This window comes from Variovorax beijingensis (assembly GCF_003951285.1).
Classification (GTDB): domain Bacteria; phylum Pseudomonadota; class Gammaproteobacteria; order Burkholderiales; family Burkholderiaceae_C; genus Variovorax; species Variovorax beijingensis.
In genome coordinates this window covers 387,711-406,722 of the sequence record NZ_RXFQ01000006.1, presented here as the reverse complement: position 1 = coordinate 406,722, position 19,012 = coordinate 387,711, and the positions used below count along the sequence as shown (strand labels likewise).

At 69.4% G+C, this 19,012-nt stretch carries 16 protein-coding genes; 11 read left to right on the top strand and 5 right to left on the bottom strand.

Annotated elements, in window-relative coordinates:
- Together EJO66_RS13375 and EJO66_RS13370 are read right to left on the bottom strand one after the other, a co-directional pair.
- Positions 1-2,552 (bottom strand): PepSY domain-containing protein (locus EJO66_RS13375; protein WP_125965437.1); only part of this gene is annotated, 2,552 nt, incomplete at its 3' end.
- A 55-nt stretch (positions 2,553-2,607) separates the two neighbouring features.
- Positions 2,608-4,722 carry a TonB-dependent siderophore receptor gene (locus tag EJO66_RS13370; protein ID WP_125965436.1) on the bottom strand — a complete coding sequence of 705 codons (2,115 nt, stop codon included), beginning with the start codon at positions 4,720-4,722 and terminating at the stop codon, positions 2,608-2,610.
- Positions 4,723-4,933: 211 nt separating this feature from the next.
- On the opposite strand from EJO66_RS13370, the gene EJO66_RS13365 reads away from it, so the two are divergent.
- The 3 genes from EJO66_RS13365 to EJO66_RS13355 are packed head-to-tail and all read left to right on the top strand — an operon-like array spanning position 4,934 to position 7,336.
- Entirely contained in the window at positions 4,934-5,947 is a 1,014-nt protein-coding gene (locus EJO66_RS13365; protein ID WP_125965435.1) for a thiamine pyrophosphate-dependent dehydrogenase E1 component subunit alpha, read from the top strand.
- The gene (locus EJO66_RS13360) at positions 5,938-6,900 is read left to right on the top strand and encodes an alpha-ketoacid dehydrogenase subunit beta (protein WP_124959003.1); all 963 of its coding nucleotides are present in this window, start codon (positions 5,938-5,940) and stop codon (positions 6,898-6,900) included. Before EJO66_RS13365 ends, EJO66_RS13360 begins: the two co-directional genes overlap by 10 nt.
- Before the next feature lie 13 nt (positions 6,901-6,913).
- Positions 6,914-7,336: a MarR family winged helix-turn-helix transcriptional regulator gene (locus EJO66_RS13355; protein ID WP_124959004.1), complete on the top strand. Its 423-nt coding sequence runs from the start codon at positions 6,914-6,916 to the stop codon at positions 7,334-7,336.
- Between the two features lie 3 nt (positions 7,337-7,339).
- On the opposite strand, the gene EJO66_RS13350 is transcribed toward EJO66_RS13355, so the two are convergent.
- A complete protein-coding gene (locus EJO66_RS13350) occupies positions 7,340-8,101 on the bottom strand; it encodes an SDR family oxidoreductase (protein ID WP_124959005.1) in 762 nt (253 codons plus the stop codon).
- Positions 8,102-8,217: 116 nt separating this feature from the next.
- Here EJO66_RS13350 and EJO66_RS13345 point away from each other — a divergent pair, with 116 nt between their 5' ends.
- Positions 8,218-9,144, top strand: coding sequence for a LysR family transcriptional regulator (locus EJO66_RS13345; protein WP_124959006.1), 927 nt, complete (start codon positions 8,218-8,220; stop codon positions 9,142-9,144).
- A gap of 63 nt (positions 9,145-9,207) precedes the next feature.
- Positions 9,208-10,224, top strand: coding sequence for a Bug family tripartite tricarboxylate transporter substrate binding protein (locus EJO66_RS13340; protein ID WP_125965434.1), 1,017 nt, complete (start codon positions 9,208-9,210; stop codon positions 10,222-10,224).
- Positions 10,225-10,339: 115 nt separating this feature from the next.
- On the opposite strand, the gene EJO66_RS13335 is transcribed toward EJO66_RS13340, so the two are convergent.
- Both EJO66_RS13335 and EJO66_RS13330 read right to left on the bottom strand, forming a co-directional pair.
- Complete coding sequence (locus EJO66_RS13335) at positions 10,340-10,663, bottom strand: DUF1840 domain-containing protein (protein ID WP_124959008.1); 324 nt, start codon at positions 10,661-10,663, stop codon at positions 10,340-10,342.
- Between the two features lie 12 nt (positions 10,664-10,675).
- Entirely contained in the window at positions 10,676-11,944 is a 1,269-nt protein-coding gene (locus EJO66_RS13330; RefSeq protein ID WP_124959009.1) for a class I SAM-dependent methyltransferase, read from the bottom strand.
- 154 nt (positions 11,945-12,098) lie between these two features.
- Between EJO66_RS13330 and EJO66_RS13325 the strand changes: the two genes are divergently transcribed.
- From EJO66_RS13325 to EJO66_RS13300, 6 genes are read left to right on the top strand one after another with little or no spacing between them, the layout of a single operon-like run.
- Complete coding sequence (locus EJO66_RS13325) at positions 12,099-14,447, top strand: bifunctional salicylyl-CoA 5-hydroxylase/oxidoreductase (protein ID WP_240648575.1); 2,349 nt, start codon at positions 12,099-12,101, stop codon at positions 14,445-14,447.
- Between the two features lies 1 nt (position 14,448).
- Complete coding sequence (locus EJO66_RS13320; protein ID WP_015867787.1) at positions 14,449-14,925, top strand: MarR family winged helix-turn-helix transcriptional regulator; 477 nt, start codon at positions 14,449-14,451, stop codon at positions 14,923-14,925.
- Positions 14,922-15,776, top strand: a complete 855-nt coding sequence (locus EJO66_RS13315; RefSeq protein ID WP_124959011.1) for an enoyl-CoA hydratase family protein — start codon at positions 14,922-14,924, stop codon at positions 15,774-15,776. Before EJO66_RS13320 ends, EJO66_RS13315 begins: the two co-directional genes overlap by 4 nt.
- Positions 15,777-15,779: 3 nt before the next feature.
- Positions 15,780-16,973: an acyl-CoA dehydrogenase family protein gene (locus EJO66_RS13310; RefSeq protein ID WP_124959012.1), complete on the top strand. Its 1,194-nt coding sequence runs from the start codon at positions 15,780-15,782 to the stop codon at positions 16,971-16,973.
- Between the two features lie 5 nt (positions 16,974-16,978).
- Positions 16,979-18,607 (top strand): AMP-binding protein, encoded by a 1,629-nt coding sequence (locus EJO66_RS13305; protein WP_124959013.1) that lies wholly within the window; start codon positions 16,979-16,981, stop codon positions 18,605-18,607.
- A complete protein-coding gene (locus tag EJO66_RS13300) occupies positions 18,604-19,002 on the top strand; it encodes a RidA family protein (RefSeq protein WP_124959014.1) in 399 nt (132 codons plus the stop codon). Before EJO66_RS13305 ends, EJO66_RS13300 begins: the two co-directional genes overlap by 4 nt.
- Positions 19,003-19,012 lie beyond the last annotated feature (10 nt).

Here is a 19,012-nt window from a genome sequence, read left to right as displayed (position 1 = left end):
ACATCGCGCCGGTAGCGGCCCTCTGCCACCAGCGTGCCGCAGGCCAGCTCGCCCAGCACCTCGCGCAATGCGAGGTCGACGCCCGGCGCCATGCCTTCGAGGCTGCCGCAGACGTAGACCACCGCACCCTCGGCCACCCATTGGCGCAGCAGGCCGGCCGCCTCGCGCAGCCGGTGCTGCACATACAGGCGCTCGGCCTGGTCGCGCGAGAACACCAGGTCGACGCGCGCGAGCGCCGCGGCCGCCTGCCACTGCGCGATCTCCTCGGCGCAGAAGGCGTCGTGCGCGGCCTGCCGCTCGCCGAACACCAGCCAGTTGCGGCCGTGGCCTCGGCGCACGCGCTCGCGAAGATGCGCGCGCAGGCCGGCAAAGCCGGAGCCATTGCCGATGAAGACGCAGGGCACCTCGTCGTCGACGAGCGCGAACGCGGGATTGGGCAGCAGGCGCAGTTCGACCTGCGCATCCAGCGGCGCTCCGTCGGTCAGCCAGCCCGAGGCCACGCCCATGCCGTCCGCATGGCGCGCCTGGCGCACCAGCAGCTGCACGCAGCCATCGGCCGTGGTCGAGGCCACCGAATAGCGCCGCGGTGCGAGCGGCACCAGCGCGTCGGCCAGTGCCTGCGCGCTGGCCGCCGGTGCGGCCGGAAGCATGCTGCGGGACAGCGCGTCTTCGAGCGTGCACTCGCGGCCTTCGCAGCGAACGCGCGTTCGCCCGTCGAGGCCGGAGCGGCGCAGCAGTTGTTCGACGGCGTGGCCGGACTGGCGCGGCAGCAGTTCGACCAGCGCGCCCGGCGCCCAGGCGGCCGCGCCCGCATGCGCGAGCTCGATCTCGAAGAGCGGATCGCCCTGGCTGCCGGCATTGAGCAGGGTGCGCCGCACGAGGCGCCAGGGCGCGAAGGGCGCCGCCTTCGGTTCGTGCGCCTTCCACGCGCCGGGCTGCAGCACGCCGAAGGCTTCGGCCAGCGCGTGCTGCCAGCGGGCCAGCGCACCGGCATCGCCGTTGTGCACTTCGATCATCGGGAACAGCGCCTCTGCGCCATGGCCGCGCAGGTCGCGGTCGAGCGACCGGCCGAAGCCGCAGAAGTTGGCGTAGTGCCGGTCCCCCAGCGCGAGCAGGCCGTAGCGCACATGCTGCAGGCCGGAACCGGTCTGCAGCGCGAACTGGCGCGCAAAGGCGCGCAGGCTGTCCGGCGGACCGCCGTCGCCGAAGGTGCTGGCCACCAGCAGCACCTTGCGGTAGCGCCGCAGCGCATCCACGCTCAGGCGCACCAGCGGCTGCAGCACCACCGCGACGCCGGCCGATTGCAGCACCGCGGCCGTCTGCAGCGCGATGCGCTCCGCCTGGCCGGTCTGGCTTGCAAAGGTGAGCAGCACGGGCTCGGCGCCGGGTCCGTCCGGCCGCAGCGCAGGACCGAGCCGCGTGCGCTCCTCGCGCACGGCCCGCTGGGTGCGCCGGCGTCCGAGGTAGAGCATCCACCCCGTGACCGCGAACAGCGCCAGGCCCAGGCTGCCGAGCAGCATCACGATGCGGCCCGGCAATCCCCAGTAGGTGCCCATGTGCATCGGATAGATGCTGTTGACCAGCCGGCCGGCCAGCGGCTTGTCGGCATAGCGCTGGTGGCGGCTGGGCTCGCCGGTGGTGGCATCGAGGTAGAGGCGGTTGCGTGCGCGTTCGTGTTCGGGGTGGGCGCGCAGGTAGGTCGCTTCCACTTGCGATGCATTGCGCGCCGGCGGGCGCAGCGTGGCCAGGCTCCAGTCGCCGCCGGTTTCATCGAGGAAGGACTGCCACACGCGCTGCAGGTCGGGCGCCGCCTGCGCCTTGGCGGGCGCGCTGCCGGCCTGCATGCCTTGCGCGCGGACCACGCGCCCTTCGCCGGCGGCGTTGTCGACCACCGTACGCACGGCATCGAAGGCCCAGTAGATGCCCGTGAGGCTCGAGACCAGGTACACCAGCAGCGCAAGGGTGCCGGCCACCGCATGCAGGTTCCAGAGAAACGCGCGGCCGGTCAGCGCGAAGTCCAGCTTCAACCAGGCCCGCCACGCGAGCGGCCGGCGCGGCCAGCGCAGGTAGAGGCCCGACAGCGCAAGCACCAGCAGCCCCGCGGCCAGGGTGCCGGTGACGGGCTTGCCCGCATCGCGCGGCAGCAGCAGCCAGCGATGCAGGTGCTCGGCGAACTCGAAGAAGGCCTCGCCCGTAGGCACGGGCAGCAGCGCACCCGTCCAGGGGTCGATCAGCCGGACCTCGCCTTGGCGCTGGCCTTCGGGCGGCGCGAAGTTGACGCGCGCCGCCCGCCCGGGTTCGGCGAACACCGTGAGCGCGGCGATGCGCAGCGCCGGCTCTGCCGCCTGCACCTGCGCCGCCAGCGCCGCGGGCCGCAGCGCCGGTACACCGGCGGGGTTGGGAATGTGGCGCAGCGCGGGATTGAGCGCGTCGACGATCTCGGCGCGAAAGGAGAGCACCGCGCCGCTCAGCCCGATCACGACAAGCACGCTTCCGGCCGTGATGCCGATGAACCAGTGGATCTGGAACCAGACCCGTCTCAGGAGAGCCATAGGGGAAAAACGCCGAAGGATGCGGAGGGACGCTGCCGTCTTGTTGCGGATGCGTTCAAAGGTCGATCTTGAGCGTCGCCTTGATGCTGCGCGGCGCGCCCACGGCCAGCCGCGTGCCGGCCGCCGCCCAGTAGCGCTTGTCGGCCACGTTGTCGACGTTGACCTGCCACAGCGTGCGCTTGCCGAACAGCTGCGCCACATAGCGCGCGCCCAGGCCGAAGAGGGTGTTGCCGCCGATGAAGGCCTGGTTCAGGTCGTCCACCGGCCGGCGCCCCGTGTAGTAGGCGCCCGCGTTGACCGACAGGCCCGGCACCGCGGCAATGTCGTACGAGAGGAAGGCGCTGGCCGTTTGCCTGGCGGTGTTCTCGGGCATCTTCCCGTTGTATTGCGCGTTGATGCCGCGGAACTCGGCGTCGAGCGACTGGGCCGACAGCTGCCAGGCGAGCGCGCGCGTCAGGCGGCCCTGCGCCGAAATTTCAAGTCCGCGGTAGCGCTGGCGGCCGTCGGCCACGAAGGTGTTGGCGCTGTTGGTGTAGGCGCCGGGGCGTTCGATGTCGAACAGCGCGCCCGACAGCAGCATGCCGCCGCCCGTGAGCCAGCGCAGGCCGATTTCCTTCTGCCTGCTCACGCCGGGCGGCATGCGGGCGTTCTGGTTGGCGGTGCCGGCCGGTGCGATCTCGCCTTCCTCCACGCCCTCTGCATAGGAGACGTAGCCCACCAGCGCGGGCGTGAACCTGTAGCTCAGCGCAGCCAGCGGTGTGGTCTTGCGCACGTCGTAGGCGATCGACGGGATCGTGGCGCTGGCCCCCTGCGTGCTTTCGTAGCGGGTGCGGCGCAGGCCGGCCACCAGCTGCCACTGCGGCGAGAAGGTGATGCGGTCGAGCGCATAGAGCCCGAGCTCCTCGCTCTCCTGCGCCCCGGTGGTGGGCCGGGTCGGCAGCGCCGTCAGCGGCAGATAGCCGATGGGCACCGGGTTGTAGAGGTTCTGCACGGTGCTTGCGCCGCCGTAGTTGCGCTGGAAGATCGGGTCCTGCGTCTTCTTGCTGCGCGCGGCGCCGAGCGTGAGTTCGTGCTGCACGCTGCCGGTCGAGAAGGTGCCGAACAGCTCGGTGCGCAGCAGGTCCGAGGTCTGCTTCAGGCTCTGGTCGTTGCCGGTGATGCGGCCGGCACCGGTCAGCACGTTGTAGTTGCTGAAGCTTGCAAGCCGGCGGTCGCGCTCGGCTTCGGAGTGGCCGGCTTCCACGGTCAGCGCCCAGTTGTCGCCGAGCGAATAGTCGGCGCGCAATTGCGTGTTGGTGACCTCCGCATCGAACACGGCCCACGGCGGCCCGAGCAGCTTGTCGGGGTTGGGCACGGCGGGCAGCGCGATCACGCCGTTGACGGCCGCGAGCCGGGTGATGCCGGCCTGCTCGGTGATGCGCTTGCGGTAGTTCTCGACGTCGGCCTTCAGCGTGAGCCGGCTGCTGACGCGCCAGTCGAACGCGGCCGACACGAACCTGCGGTGGCCGTCCACGCCGTCGATGCTGGAGCCGATGCGCCCGCCGGCCGCGTTGATGCGCAGCCCGTACTGCTTCTGGTCGCCGAACTGCCGTCCGAGGTCGACCAGCGCCTGCGCCGAGCCGCGGTCGCCGAGCGTGAGGCCCACGGTGCTCACGGGCGTGCTGCCCGCGCGCTTGGTCGCGAGGTTGACGATGCCCGCCGGCGTGGTGAAGCCGTAGTAGAGCGCCGATGCGCCCTTCAGCACCTCGACGCGCTCCTTGTTCTCCATGGGAATCTCGGAGATGTTGGGAATCGCGAGCGAGCCGTTGAGCCGGTAGTTCGTGCGGTTCTCCACCGCGATGCCGCGGATCACGAGCTGGTCGAAGGTGTCGCCGCCGTTCTGCTGGCGCGTCACGCCGGCCGTGTTGCGCAGCGCCTCGTAGATGCTGGCCGCGCCCTGCAGCTCCAGCACCTCGCGCGTGACGGTGTTGACCGTGGCGGGCACGTCCATGATGCCGGCGCCGCGGAAGGTGCCGGCCTCCACGGTGTGGGCGACGAAGCCGGTGGTCGCACTGGATTCCACCGTGACGGTGCCGAGCTGTCCGCGCGCCTCGGCGGCGGGCTCGGTGGTTTGGGCATGGGAAAAGGCCCCCGCGAGCGCGAGAGGCGTTGCCAGAAAGAACTTGTGCATGGGAAAAGCAGGGGCCGGCGCTGCTTCGATCGACGCGGGCAGCAGCCGGAAAGGAATCGTGCGGACGGGGGCGCCATTCTACCGATGCATTTGAGAATCATTCTCAGACCCCCTGCTGACGCAGGGCAGGTGGGTAAGCCCTGTGAGGCGATGTCGTCACGCTTGATACGATTTTTGCCGGAACGCCCCCGTCAAGGGCGCTGGAGACAAGATGGACCCGAGCAATTCAGGCACGGCGCTGTACCGCGCCATGGTGCGCATCCGCGCCTTCGAAAACGCCGCCGAAGCCGCGAGCCAGGGCGGCGTGAGCGCCTATGGCCAGCAGGCCGCCGGCGCCGCCAAGGTGCGCGGTCCGCTGCACCTTTCGACGGGCCAGGAGGCGGTGCCCGCGGGCGTCTGCGCGCATCTGCGGGCCAGCGACTACCTCACCTCCACGCACCGCGGCCACGGCCACACGCTGGCCAAGGGCGCCGACCTCGCCCGCATGATGTGCGAGCTGTTCGGCAAGGCCACCGGCTTCAACGGCGGCAAGGGCGGCTCGATGCACATCGCGGACTTCTCGGTCGGCATGCTGGGCGCGAACGGCGTGGTGGCGGCGGGGCTGCCGATCGCGGTGGGCGCGGCGCATGCGCAGAAGCTGCTGAGGAAAAGCGACGACATCACGGTCTGCTTCTTCGGCGACGGCGCGATCAACCGCGGCCCTTTCCTCGAAGCGCTGAACTGGGCGCGCGTGTACACGCTGCCGGTGCTCTTCGTCTGCGAGGACAACCGCTGGAGCGCCACCACCGCGAGCGGCCCGATGACCGCGGGCGACGGCGCCTCGGCGCGCGCCGCCTCGATGGACATCGCGGCCACGCAGGTCGACGGCAACGACGTGTTCGCGGTGCACGAAACCGCCGCGCGGCTGGTCGCCGAAGTGCGCGGCGGCGGCGGACCGCGGCTGCTGCATGCGCTGACCTACCGCGTGAAGGGGCATGTGTCGGTCGATCTTGCGGCCTACCGCGATCCGGCCGAACTGGCCGCCGCGCTCGAAACCGATCCGATCGCACGGGCGCGCGGGCACCTGCTGGACATTGGCGTGGCCGCCGCGACGCTGGACGCCATCGAGAATGCCGCGCGTGACGAGGTGGACACCGCCCTCGCCGTCGCCGACGCTGCGCCCTGGCCCGACGCCAGTGCCGCCTTCACCGACGTGCAAACCACCGGAGCGGGCCAATGGCATTGAAGGATTTGAGCTATTCCGAAGCCGCCGTGCTCGCGCTCCAGCACGAGATGCAGGCCGATGCGCGCGTGGTGGTGCTCGGCGAGGACGTGGGCCGCGGCGGCATCTTCGGGCAATACAAGGGCCTGCAGCAGGCCTTCGGCGCCGAGCGCGTGATCGACACGCCGATCAGCGAGGCCGCGATCATGGGCGCCGGCGTGGGCATGGCGCTCGCGGGCCTCAAGCCCGTGGTCGAGATGCGCGTGGTCGACTTTGCGCTCTGCGGCATGGACGAGCTGGTGAACCAGGCCGCCAAGAACCGCTTCATGTTCGGCGGCCAGGGCCGCGTGCCGCTGGTGGCCCGCATGCCCGGCGGCATCTGGGACGCCTCGGCCGCGCAGCATTCGCAGTCGCTCGAGGCCTGGTTCGCGCACCTGCCGGGCGTGGTGGTAGTGAGCCCGTCGACGCCGCAGGACAACTACGGCCTCCTGCGCGCTGCGCTCGCGTGCGGCGACCCGGTGGTCTACATCGAGCACAAGACGCTGTGGGGCCTGCGCGGCGAGGTCGACGAAGACATCGCCGTGCCGCTCGGCAAGGCGCGGCGCGTGCGCGAAGGCAATGCGCTCACGCTCGTGAGCTGGAGCCGGCAGATGCAGGCCTGCGCCGCGGCCTGCGATGCGCTGGCGGCCGAAGGCATCGCGGTCGACCTGATCGACCTGCGCACGCTCTGGCCCTGGGACCGCGAGACGGTGCTCGCGTCGTGCGCGCGCACCCAGCGGCTGCTGGTGGTGCACGAGGCGGTGCAGGTGGCCGGCTTCGGCGCCGAGATTGCCGCCAGCGCCGCGGAGGCCACGGGCTGCCGCGTGGCGCGGCTCGGCGCGCCGCGCATTCCGGTCGGCTATGCGCCGGTGCTGGAGGCGCAATCGCGCGTCGGCCCCGAAGCCGTCGTGGCCGCCGCGAGAAAACTGCTGGGCTGAACCGCGCCGCGCCATGGACCCGCTGTTCTTCAAGCTGGTGCGGGTGGTCAACCTCACGGCGCGGCCCTTTCACGAGAAGGTGGGCCGCGAGCACCACCTCACGCTCAACGAATGGCGTGCCATGGCGGTGCTCGGCGCGCAGCCGGGGCTCAATGCCACGCAGATCGCGGATCTCACCGGGCTCGACAAGATGGCGGTGAGCCGCGCCCTGGCCGGCCTGAAGCGCCACAAGCGCGTGCAGCCCCTGGGCGACCCCACCGACCGGCGCCGCAGCCGGCTCTATCTCACCGCGGCGGGCAAGGCGCTGCACGAAACCGTCGGCGTGCTGGGCCGGCAGCGCGAGGCCGTGCTGTTCGAAGGCATCGACGCCGACGAGCTCGCCCGCCTCGATGCCACCCTGGACAAGCTCATTGCCGCCGTCCAGCGCGCCGGGTAGCCGTCACGCGGCGAAACCGCCGTCGATGTTGAGGCTGGCGCCCGTCACAAAGGCGGCTTCGGGGCTTGCAAGGTACGCCACCATGCCGGCGATTTCCTCGGGGCGCGCATGGCGGGCCAGCGCCATCAGGCCATGCATCGCGGCGGCGTTGGGGCCGTCGACCGGGTTCATGTCGGTGTTGACCGGGCCGGGCTGCACGTTGTTGACCGTGATGCCGCGCGGTCCGAGGTCGCGCGACAGGCCCTGCACCAGGCCCTTGAGCGCCGACTTGCTCATGGCATAGGCGCTGCCGCCGGGCCAGGGCATGCGCTCGGCGTTGGTGCTGCCGATGTTGATGATGCGCCCGCCCTCGCCCATGTGGCGCACGGCCGCCTTGGCCGCCACGAACACGGCGCGCACGTTGATGTCCAGCGTGCGGTCGAAATCCTCGAGCGAGAAATCCTCGAGCGTGCCGGGCAGGAAGATGCCGGCGTTGTTGACCAGCACGTCGATGCGGCCGAGCTTGCGCGCGGCCTCGTCGATGCCGGCGGTGAGCGCGGCGGCATCGGCGCTGTCGATCTTCAGCGCCAGCGCGCGGCCGCCTTCGGCCTCGAGGCTGCGCACGAGTTCGTCGGCCGGGGCCTTGGAGCTGGCATAGCTGAAGGCGACGGCGGCGCCGTCCTCGGCCAGGCGGCGCACGATGGCGGCGCCGATGCCGCGCGAGCCGCCGGTGACGAAAGCGACCTTGCCCGCGAGCACGGGGGAAGTGGATTTGCTGAGAGCCATGGTGGTGGTTTCCTGTGGGTGGTGAGGTGGAAGACCTTCAGTGTCGGGATTCCATTACCGTTTCGGTAGCCGTCAATTGGTCCAATCAGATTCAACTACTGGTTGAAAATAGCCCCATGGAACCGCTCAATCACCTCCAGTCCTTCGTGCAGAGCGCCGAAAGCGGCAGTTTCTCGGCCGCGGCCCGCCGGCTCGGGCTCACGCCGGCCGCGGTCAGCAAGAACGTCGCGCGGCTCGAAGCGCGGCTGGGCGTGCGGCTGTTCCAGCGCAGCACCCGCCGCCTCACGCTGACGGAGGGCGGCGAGCGCTTCCTCGGCCAGATCGGCGGGGCGCTGGCCACGCTGCAGGATGCGGTGGCCGGCCTCTCGAAGGACGACGGCCAGCCCGCCGGCACGCTCAAGGTGAGCATGGGCCAGGCCTTCGGCCGCGAGCACGTGCTGCCGATGATGGGCGACTTCCTGGCCCGCTATCCGTCCATCCTGCCCGACTGGCACTTCGACAACCAGCAGGTGGACCTGGTGGGCGAAGGCTTCGACGCGGCCATCGGCGGCGGCATCGAGCTGTCGCCCGGCGTGGTGGCGCGCGAACTGGCGCGCATCCATGTGGTGGCGGTGGCCGCACCGGCCTACCTGGCAGGCCGCGCGCTGCCGGCGCAGCCCGCGGAACTGGCGCAGCTCGACGCCCTGCTGCGCCGCTCCTCGCCCACCGGCCGGCTTCGCAGCTGGACGCTGCAGCACGCGGGCGGCGACCAGGTGACAGTGGAGCTGCCGCGGCCGCGCGCGATCTTCAACGACCCCGAAGCCATTGCGCATGCCGCGCTGATGGGCCTGGGCGTCGCCATGCTGCCGATGCCCTTCGTCGAACGCGGCTTGCGCAGCGGCGAGCTGGTGCGCCTGCTGCCCAAGTGGCACTTCGACGCGGGCGCGGTCTGGCTCTACTACCCGAGCAAGAAGCTGCTGCCCGCGAAGACCCGCGTGTTCATCGACTTCGTGCTCGAGCGTTTTCGCAGCGAGCGCTTCGCCGAGCGGATGCAGGTGGCATAGCCCGGCGCTCCACGGGGTTTTTACCCGCCATGCGCGCAGCGGTTCCCCTGTACAAACGCCCGCATGACCTCTTCAAATTTCAAGACAAACCGCCGCGCCGCACTGGCCGCTTCCGCCGCCGCCATCGCCCTCGCAGCCGCCCCTTCCTGGGCCCAGAACGCCTGGCCGAACAAGCCGGTGCGCATCGTCGTGCCCTTTGCGGCCGGCGGCACCACCGACATCCTGGCGCGTGCCATCGCGCCCGAGCTGTCGAAGGCATTCGGCCAGCAGTTCATCGTCGACAACCGCGCGGGCGCGGGCGGCAACGTGGGCGCCGAGATCGTGGCGCGCGCGCCGAACGACGGCTATACGCTCCTGATGGGCACGGTCGGCACGCACGGCATCAACCGCGCGCTCTATCCCAAGCTGCCGTTCGACCCGATCAAGGATTTCGCGCCGATCACGCTGGTGGCGGCCGTGCCGAACGTCATGGAAATGAACGCCGACAAGGCCAAGGCGCTGAACATCCACAACGTGCAGGACTTCATCAAGTACGCCAAGGCCAACCCGGGCAAGCTCAACATGGCCTCGAGCGGCAGCGGCACCTCGATCCACCTGGCGGGCGAACTCTTCAAGAGCATGACCGGCACCTTCATGGCGCACATCCCGTACAAGGGCTCGGGCCCGGCGCTGCTGGACATGGTGGGCGGCAATGCCGACGTGATGTTCGACAACCTGCCTTCGTCGATGGCGCAGATCAAGGCCGGCAAGCTCACGGCCCTGGCCGTGACCAGCGCCAAGCGTTCGCCGGCGCTGCCCGACATTCCGACGGTCGAGGAAGCGGGCGGTCCGGCGCTCAAGGGCTTCGAGGCGAGCTCGTGGTTCGGCCTGCTGGCGCCGGCCGGCACCTCGCCAGAGATCGTGAACCGGATCCAGCAGGAAGTGGCCAAGTCGCTCGGCACGCCCGCCATCAAGGAAAAGATGCTCGCCCAGGGCGCCATCCCGAGCGGCAATTCGCCGGCCGACTTCGCCAAGCTGATTGCCAGCGAGCACGTGAAGTGGGCGAAGGTGGTGAAGGACTCCGGCGCAAAGGTTGACTGACCCCCAGGCTTCGCGCACTTCGTGTCGCTTCTCCCTCCCCCTTGCAGGGGGCAGCGCCTGCGGCCCGGCGAAGCCGGTTCCGCGGCGCTTCTTGAAATGAGAAGGCAGGAGAAGCTCAGGTCTTCCAGGTCACGTCTTTTTTGTCGGCCAGGGAGTCCCTGAGCATGTGGAGCAGCGGGGCCGCGCGCTGGTGCAGGCCCACGTGCTGCTTCTCGGCCTCGTCGGCATGGCCTTCGACGGCGTAGTCGTCGTGGTTGTGCGGGTTGCTGGCCTCTCGCGCCAGCGCGGATTCGAGCGCCGCGATGGCACCGGGAATCTGCTCGAGCGTGATGATGCCCTGCGGCGCGGGCGCCTTGCCGACGATGTCGAACAGCTGGCGGGCATGCACCTCCAGCATCACGAAGTCAGGGGAGGCCCGGGACTGGAATCGGTACAGCATGGTTGTTCTCACTCACTTGTAGATGTAGTCACGGGCAAAAGGGTACACCGATTGCGAACCGCGCAAAACACCATGCTCGACGCGGCCGTCGGGCTTGCTCGAAAGCATCTGGTGCAGTGAGATCCAGCCCTGCTCGAAGCTCATGGCCGAGCCCGCCAGGTAGAGGCGGTAGGCCCGCAGGATGCGTTCGGCATTCTCGCCCTGGCGCCCGCCCGCGCGCGCGAGCACTTCGCGCGCCGTGTCCAGCTGCGACTCCAGCGCGTCCGACCAGGCCCACAGCGTGCGCGCATAGTGCGGGCGCAGGCTTTCGGTATCGACCATCTCCAGGCCCGCGGCCGCCGTCTCGCGCAGCACGTGCGTCACGTGCAGCAGTTCGCCGCCCGGGAAGATGTACTTCTCGATGAAGTCGCCCATGCCCGCGCCCAGCTGGCGGTAGTCGAGCTGGCCCGAGGTGATGCCGTGGTTCAGCACCAGGCCGCCGGGCTTGAGCAGCGAATGGATCTTGCGGAAATAGGTGGGCATGTTGGCCGCGCCCACGTGCTCGAACATGCCGACCGAGGAGATCTTGTCGAAGGGCGCATCGGCGGAGAGTTCGCGGTAGTCGCGCAGCTCCACCCGCACGCGGCCCTGCAGGCCCTTTTCCTCGATCAGGCGCTGCACGTGCGCATGCTGGTTCTTCGACAGCGTGATGCCGGTGGCGTCGACGCCATAGTGCTCCGCCGCCCACAGCAGCAGCCCGCCCCAGCCGGAGCCGATGTCCAGGAAGCGCTCGCCGGGCTGCAGCAGCAGCTTGCGGCAGATGTGGTCCAGCTTGGCCTCCTGGGCCTGCGCCAGCGTCAGCCCGGGGGTGCGGAAATAGGCACACGAATACACCCGGCGCGGATCGAGCCACAGCGCGTAGAAGTCGTCGGAAACGTCGTAGTGGAACTGGATCTGCTCGGCATCCTTGTGCAGCGAATGCGAGTTGTGGGACTTGGCCAGCCGCAGCAGGCGGGTCCACCAGGTGGTGTTGGTCTCCGCGGGATTGCCCGGGAGCATGCCGACCGTGGCGTCGATCAGGTCGCGCATCGCGCCTTCGATCTGCACCCGGCCCTCCACGTAGGCCTCGCCGATGGCTCCCACCTGGTGCGCCGCCAGCTTGGCCAGCGCCGACCATTCGCTGAACGCCAGGGTGACACGCGACCCCGGCTTGGCAACTCTTCGGCCATCAGGCAGTTCCAGCGCGATGGGCACGGGCAGCGACGCAAGCTGCGACTCGATCTTGGGTATCAAGCTTTGCATGGTGAAGCCATGGTATTGATTTTTTCAGTTTTTTGCATGACACCCGGCCTCCCGGGGTACCCCGCCGGGGATGGCCCCGTTGACACCAGATTGTTTATGCTTAAACTATTCAATCATGAATAGCCTAACCGCCGGCTCCTTTGCCGCACCCGCCATGGACCTTCAACGCATCCTGTGCATCGGCGGCGGCCCCGCGGGCCTGTACTTCGCGCTGCTGATGAAGGCGCGCAACCCCGCGCTCGAGATCACCGTGGTGGAGCGCAACCGCCCCTTCGACACCTTCGGCTGGGGCGTGGTGCTCAGCGACCAGACGCTCGCCAACCTGCGTGCAGCCGACGCCGAGACCGCGGCGCTGATCGGCAGCGAGTTCCACCACTGGGACGACATCCAGGTGTTCTTCAAGGGCCGGCAGGTGCGCTCGGGCGGCCACGGCTTCTGCGGCATCGGCCGCAAGCGGCTCCTGAACATCCTGCAGGAGCGCTGCCTCGCGCTCGGCGTGAAGCTGGTCTTCGAGACCGACGCCGCCGACGACCAGGCGATCGCCGCCCAGTACAACGCCGACCTGGTGATTGCCAGCGACGGCCTCAACAGCCGCATCCGCCAGCGCTATGCCGACGTGTTCAAGCCCGACATCGACCTGCGCAACTGCCGCTTCGTGTGGCTGGGCACGCACCAGACCTTCGACGCCTTCACCTTCGCCTTCGAACAGACCGAGCACGGCTGGTTCCAGGCCCATGCCTACCAGTTCGACGACAAGACCTCGACCTTCATCGTCGAGACGCCCGAGGCGGTGTGGAAGGCCCACGGCCTCGACCGGATGGAGCAGCCCGAGGCCATCGCCTTCTGCGAGAAGCTGTTCGCCAAGTACCTGGGCGGCCATTCGCTCATCAGCAATGCCACGCACCTGCGCGGCTCGGCCAACTGGATCCGTTTTCCGCGCGTGGTGTGCGAGCGCTGGACCCACCGCATCGACGTCGAGGGCCGCTCGGTGCCCGTGGTGCTGATGGGCGACGCGGCGCACACGGCGCACTTCTCGATCGGCTCGGGCACCAAGCTCGCGCTGGAAGACGCGATCGACCTGGCCAACGAATTCGCGCAAGGCGGCACCGTCGACCGCGTGCTCGAGGGCTACGAGGCGCGCCGCAGCGTCGAGGTGCTCAAGATCCAGAACGCCGCGCGCAACTCCACCGAATGGTTCGAGAACGTGCCGCGCTACACCGGCATGCAGATCGAGCAGTTCGCCTACTCGCTGCTCACGCGCTCGCAGCGCATCAGCCACGAGAACCTGCGCGTTCGCGACACGCAATGGCTCGGCGGCTACGAGCAGTGGCTGGCCGGCGGCAAGCCCATTGCGCCCATGCTGATGCCGCTGCAGGTGCGCGGCCTCACGCTGAAGAACCGCATCCTGGTGTCGCCGATGGCCACCTACAGCGCGGTCGACGGCGTGCCGCAGGACTTTTTGCTGGTGCACCTGGGCGCCCGCGCGCTCGGCGGCGCCGCCATGGTGTTCGTCGAGATGACGAGCCCGACGCCCGAAGGCCGCATCACCCCCGGCTGCACGGGCCTGTACAACGACACGCAGCAGGCCGCGTTCAAGCGCATCGTCGATTTCGTGCACACGCAGTCGAGCGCGAAGATCGCCATGCAGCTCGGCCACAGCGGCCCCAAGGGTTCGACGCGCGTGGGCTGGGAAGGCACCGACGAGCCGCTGGAAAGCGGCAACTGGCCGCTGCTGGCCGCCAGCGCGGTGGCCTACGGCGAACAGAACCAGCTGCCGGCCGCCATGACGCGCGAGCAGATGGACGCCATGCGCGACCAGTTCGTGGCGTCCACGCGCCGCGCCGCCGAATGCGGCTTCGACTGGCTCGAGCTGCACTGCGCGCACGGCTACCTGCTGTCGGCCTTCATCAGCCCGCTCACGAACCTGCGCACCGACGAATACGGCGGCGGCATCGAAGCGCGCTGCCGCTACCCGCTCGAGGTGTTCCGCGCCATGCGCGCCGCCTGGCCGGCCGACAAGCCGATGAGCGTGCGCATCTCGGCGCACGACTGGGCCCCCGGCGGCAACACCGATGCCGATGCCGTGGTGGTGGCGCGCCTCTTCAAGGAGGCCGGCGCCGATTTCATCGACGTCTCCTCGGGCCAGACCACGCGCACCGCCAAGCCGGTGTACGGCCGCATGTACCAGACGCCGTTCTCGGACCGCATCCGCAACGAGGTCGGCATCTCGACCATCGCAGTCGGCGCCATCACCGACGCCGACCAGGCCAACAGCATCATCGCGGCCGGCCGCGCCGACCTCTGCGCCATTGCGCGCCCGCATCTTGCCGACCCCGCGTGGACCTTGCACGAAGCCGCCAAGCTGCAAAGCCGCGACGTCGACTGGCCCAGGCAGTACCTGAGCGGGCGCGACCAGATGTACCGCGAGATCGCCAAGCAGCAGCAGATCGCCGCGGCCAACGCCGCGATGACCGTCGCGCCGAACCCCGAGGAGACACACTGACATGGACCTCGAAGCACGCGCCCACAGCGAGCACCCCGAGGCCCTGCGCCTCTGGCTGCGGCTGCTCACCTGCACTCAGCTGATCGAGAAGCAGGTGCGCAACGAACTGCGCTCGCAGTTCGCCACCACGCTGCCGCGCTTCGACCTGATGTCGCAGCTGGAGCGCTCGCCCGATGGCCTGAAGATGAACGAGCTGTCGCGCCGCATGATGGTGACCGGCGGCAACGTCACCGGCATCACCGACCAGCTCGTGACCGAAGGGCTGGTCGAGCGCATCAACGTCGAGGGCGACCGCCGCGCCTGGCGCGTGCGGCTCACGGCGCGCGGACGCAAGCTCTTCAACGAGATGGCGCAGCAGCACGAAGACTGGATCGTCGACGCCTTCGCGGCCCTCAGCGCCAAGGAGATCGCGCAGCTGCACAAGCTGCTCGGCAAGGTCAAGCAACACTCACACAGCCAGATGGCGGAGGCCGAATGAAGCACTACATCGGCGCGGGCAATCCCATGCACGCGCAATTCGAGGCCAAGGCGCCTTACGCAGCGAAGCACTTCGCATGGCACTACGAAGCGGGCGTCGGCACCATCACGCTGAACCGCCCCGAGCGCAAGAACCCGCTGACCTTCGATTCGTATGCCGAACTGCGCGACCTGTTCCGCGCCTTGACTTATGCGACCGACGTGAAGGCCATCGTGGTCACCGGCGCCGGCGGCAACTTCTGCTCGGGTGGCGACGTGCACGAGATCATCGGCCCGCTCACCGGCATGCGCATGCCCGAGCTGCTCGAGTTCACGCGCATGACCGGCGACCTGGTCAAGGCCATCCGCCATTGCCCGCAGCCGATCGTCGGCGCGATCGACGGTGTGTGCGCCGGTGCCGGCGCGATGATCGCGCTGGCCTGCGACCTGCGCTACGGCTCGCCCGCCACGCGCACCGCGTTCCTGTTCACGCGCGTCGGCCTTGCCGGCGCCGACATGGGTGCCTGCGCCTTGCTGCCGCGCGTGATCGGCCAGGGCCGTGCCTCGGAACTCCTCTTCACCGGCCGCGCGATGACGGCACAGGAAGGCCAGGCCTGGGGCTTCTTCAATGCGCTGCACGAAAGCGAGGCACTGCTCGAAGCGGCCACCAAGGTGGCGCGCGAACTGGCCGAAGGCCCGAGCTTCGCGCACGGCATGACCAAGACCATGCTCTCGCAGGAGTGGTCGATGACCATCGACCAGGCCATCGAGGCCGAAGCGCAGGCACAGGCAATCTGCATGCAGACCGAGGATTTCAAGCGCGCCTACGAAGCGTTTGCGGCCAAGCGCAAGCCCGTGTTCGGCGGGGATTGAGCCATGATGACCAAGACCCCCGCACCGCCCTCGACAGCGCACCTCGCGCTGCCGTTCTTCGACGATGCGCATCGCGCGCTCGCAAGCGAGCTGCTGCCCTGGTGCGCCGCGCAGGAAGTCGACGAGCGCGACGACCGCGCGGCCTGCCGCGAATGGGTGCGCCGCCTCGGCGATGGCGGCTGGCTGCGCTATGCCGTGCCCGGCAGCGCAGGCGGTGCGCTGGAACGCCTCGATTCGCGCGCGCTCGTGCTGCTGCGCGAGACGCTCGGCTACCACTCGCCGCTGGCCGACTTCGCGTTTGCGATGCAGGGGCTGGGCAGCGGCGCGATCACGCTGGCGGGCACGCCCGAGCAGCAATCGCACTACCTCACGGCCGTAGGCAAGGGCGAGAAGATCGCCGCCTTTGCCCTCAGCGAACCCGACGCGGGCTCCGACGTGGCGGCCATGGCCATGCGCGCCGAAGCCACGGCCGACGGCTGGCTGCTGAACGGTGAAAAGACCTGGATCAGCAACGGCGGCATCGCCGACTTCTACTGCCTGTTCGCCAAGACCGATCCCGCAGGCGGCACGCGCGGCATCACGGCTTTCATCGTCGATGCAACGGCGGCCGGGCTCGACACCTCCGAGCACATCGACGTGATGGCACCGCATCCGCTGGCCACGCTGCGCTTCCAGGACTGCGTCGTGCCGCGCACGGCGCAGCTCGGCGAACTCAACGGCGGCTTCAAGCTCGCGATGCGCACGCTCGACATCTTCCGCGCATCCGTTGCAGCGGCGGCATTGGGCATGGGGCGCCGCGCGCTCGCCGAAGCCATCGCGCATGCGAAGGGCCGGCGCATGTTCGGCCAGACGCTCGCCGATTTCCAGCTCACGCAGGCCAAGCTCGGCGAGATGGCGGCATTGATCGACAGCGCCGCCTTGCTCACCTACCGCGCCGCATGGATGCGCGACGACGCCGAACAGCGCGGCGCACCTGCGGTGGGCGACGTGTCGGCCGCCGCGGCCATGGCCAAGATGTGTGCCACCGAGAACGCGAGCCGCGTGATCGACATGGCGCTGCAGATGCACGGCGGCCTCGGCGTGAAGGTTGGCACGAAGATTGAGAGCCTCTACCGCGACATCCGCTCGCTGCGCATCTACGAAGGCGCGACGGAGGTTCAACAACTGATCATCGGCAAATCCGTTTTGCGGGGATAAATACCGTGTCTGCCCAAGTCGACCGCTTCGTTCACGACCGCCTGCCGCCCGCCGAGCAGCTGCCGGTCTTCCGCTACGACCTTCCGGAGCTGCAGCTGCCCGACCAGCTGAACCTCGTCGAGGAGCTCCTGGACAAGGCGCCCGCCAAGGGCTTCGGCGACAGGCCGATGCTGCGTTCGCCCGCCGGCACGCTGACCTATTCGCAGGCCGCCGTCGAAGTCAACCGCATCGCGCAGGTGCTGACCGAAGACCTCGGCCTCGTGCCCGGCAACCGCGTGCTGCTGCGCGGCGGCAACTCGGTGGCCATGGCGCTGTCGTGGCTTGCGGTGGTCAAGGCCGGGTTGATTGCCGTCGCCACCATGCCGCTGCTGCGCGCCAAGGAACTCGGCGAGATCATCGAGAAGGCGCGCCCCGTGGCAGCGCTGTGCGACGGACGCCTGCTCGACGAACTCGTGCTGGCGCAGCGGGAGCATCCCGTGCTCGCATCGGTGATCGCGTTCAACAAACCCGATGCGCCCGATTCGCTGTCGGCACGCGCGGCCGGCAAGAGCGGCGTGTTCACCGCCTGCCCCACGGCGTCGGACGACATCGCCCTGCTCGCGTTCACCTCCGGCACCACGGGCAAGCCCAAGGCACCGGTCACCACGCACCGCGATGTGCTCGCGATGTGCAACACCTGGCCGCGCCATGTGCTGCGGGCGCGCAGCGACGACATCGTGATCGGCTCGCCGCCGCTGGCCTTCACCTTCGGGCTCGGCGGGCTGCTGGTGTTCCCGATGTGGGCCGGCGCCTCGGTGTACTTTGCCGATGCGCCGTTCACGCCCGAAGCCCTCGTGAAGCTCATCAACGAGGTCGGCGCGACCATCTGCTACACGGCACCCACCTTCTACCGCCAGATGGCGCCCTTCGTGCGCCAGCACGGCGCGCCGAGCCTGCGCATCTGCGTGAGCGCCGGCGAGGCACTGCCCGACGCCACGCGGCAGCTGTGGAAGGAAGCCACCGGCATCGAGATGCTCGACGGCATCGGTGGCACCGAGGTGTTCCATATCTACATCTCCGCCGCCGGCGACCAGGTGCGCCGCGGCGCGGTCGGCAAGGTGGTGCCCGGCTTCACCGCCAGGGTGGTGGACGACCAGGGCAACGAAGTGCCGCGCGGCACGGTCGGCAAGCTGGCGCTGCAGGGCCCCGTGGGCTGCCGCTACCTGGACGATCCGCGCCAGGCCGACTACGTGAAGAACGGCTGGAACTACCCCGGCGACTCGTTCGTGCAGGACGACGACGGCTACTTCTTCTACCAGGCGCGCGCCGACGACATGATCATCACGGCCGGCTACAACGTCGGCGGTCCCGAGGTCGAGGATGCGCTGCTCAAGCACCCGGCCGTGGCCGAGTGCGGCGTGATCGGCAAGCCCGACGCCGACCGCGGCATGATCGTGAAGGCCTTCTGCGTGCTGAAGCCCGGCCATGAAGGCGATGCGGCGCTCGTCAAGGCGCTGCAAGACCATGTGAAGGCCACCATCGCGCCCTTCAAATACCCGCGGGAGATCGAGTTCGTGCCGGTGCTGCCGCGCACCGAGACCGGCAAGCTCCAGCGATTCAAACTGAGACAACTCAACGACGACACCACATCATGATGAACAAACTCTTGCAGCCCCCGGGCTGGTTGCCCCCCAAGGGCTATGCGAATGGCGTGGCCGCACGCGGCACCATGGTGTTCATCGGCGGCCAGATCGGCTGGAATGCGCAGCAGCAGTTCGAGTCGGACGACTTCATCGAGCAGTGCGGCCTGGCGCTGCGCAACATCGCTGAAGTGCTGCGCGAAGCCGGCGCCGGCCCCGAGCACATGGTGCGCATGACCTGGTACGTGACCGACCGCGACGAATACAGCCGCCGCCTCGGCGAGCTCGGCCCGGTCTACCGCGATGCGATGGGGCGCCATTTCCCAGCCATGACCTGCGTGCAGGTTGCGGCGCTGGTCGAGCACCGCGCCAAGGTCGAGATCGAGGTCACGGCGGTCATTCCGGACTGACGGAACGCCC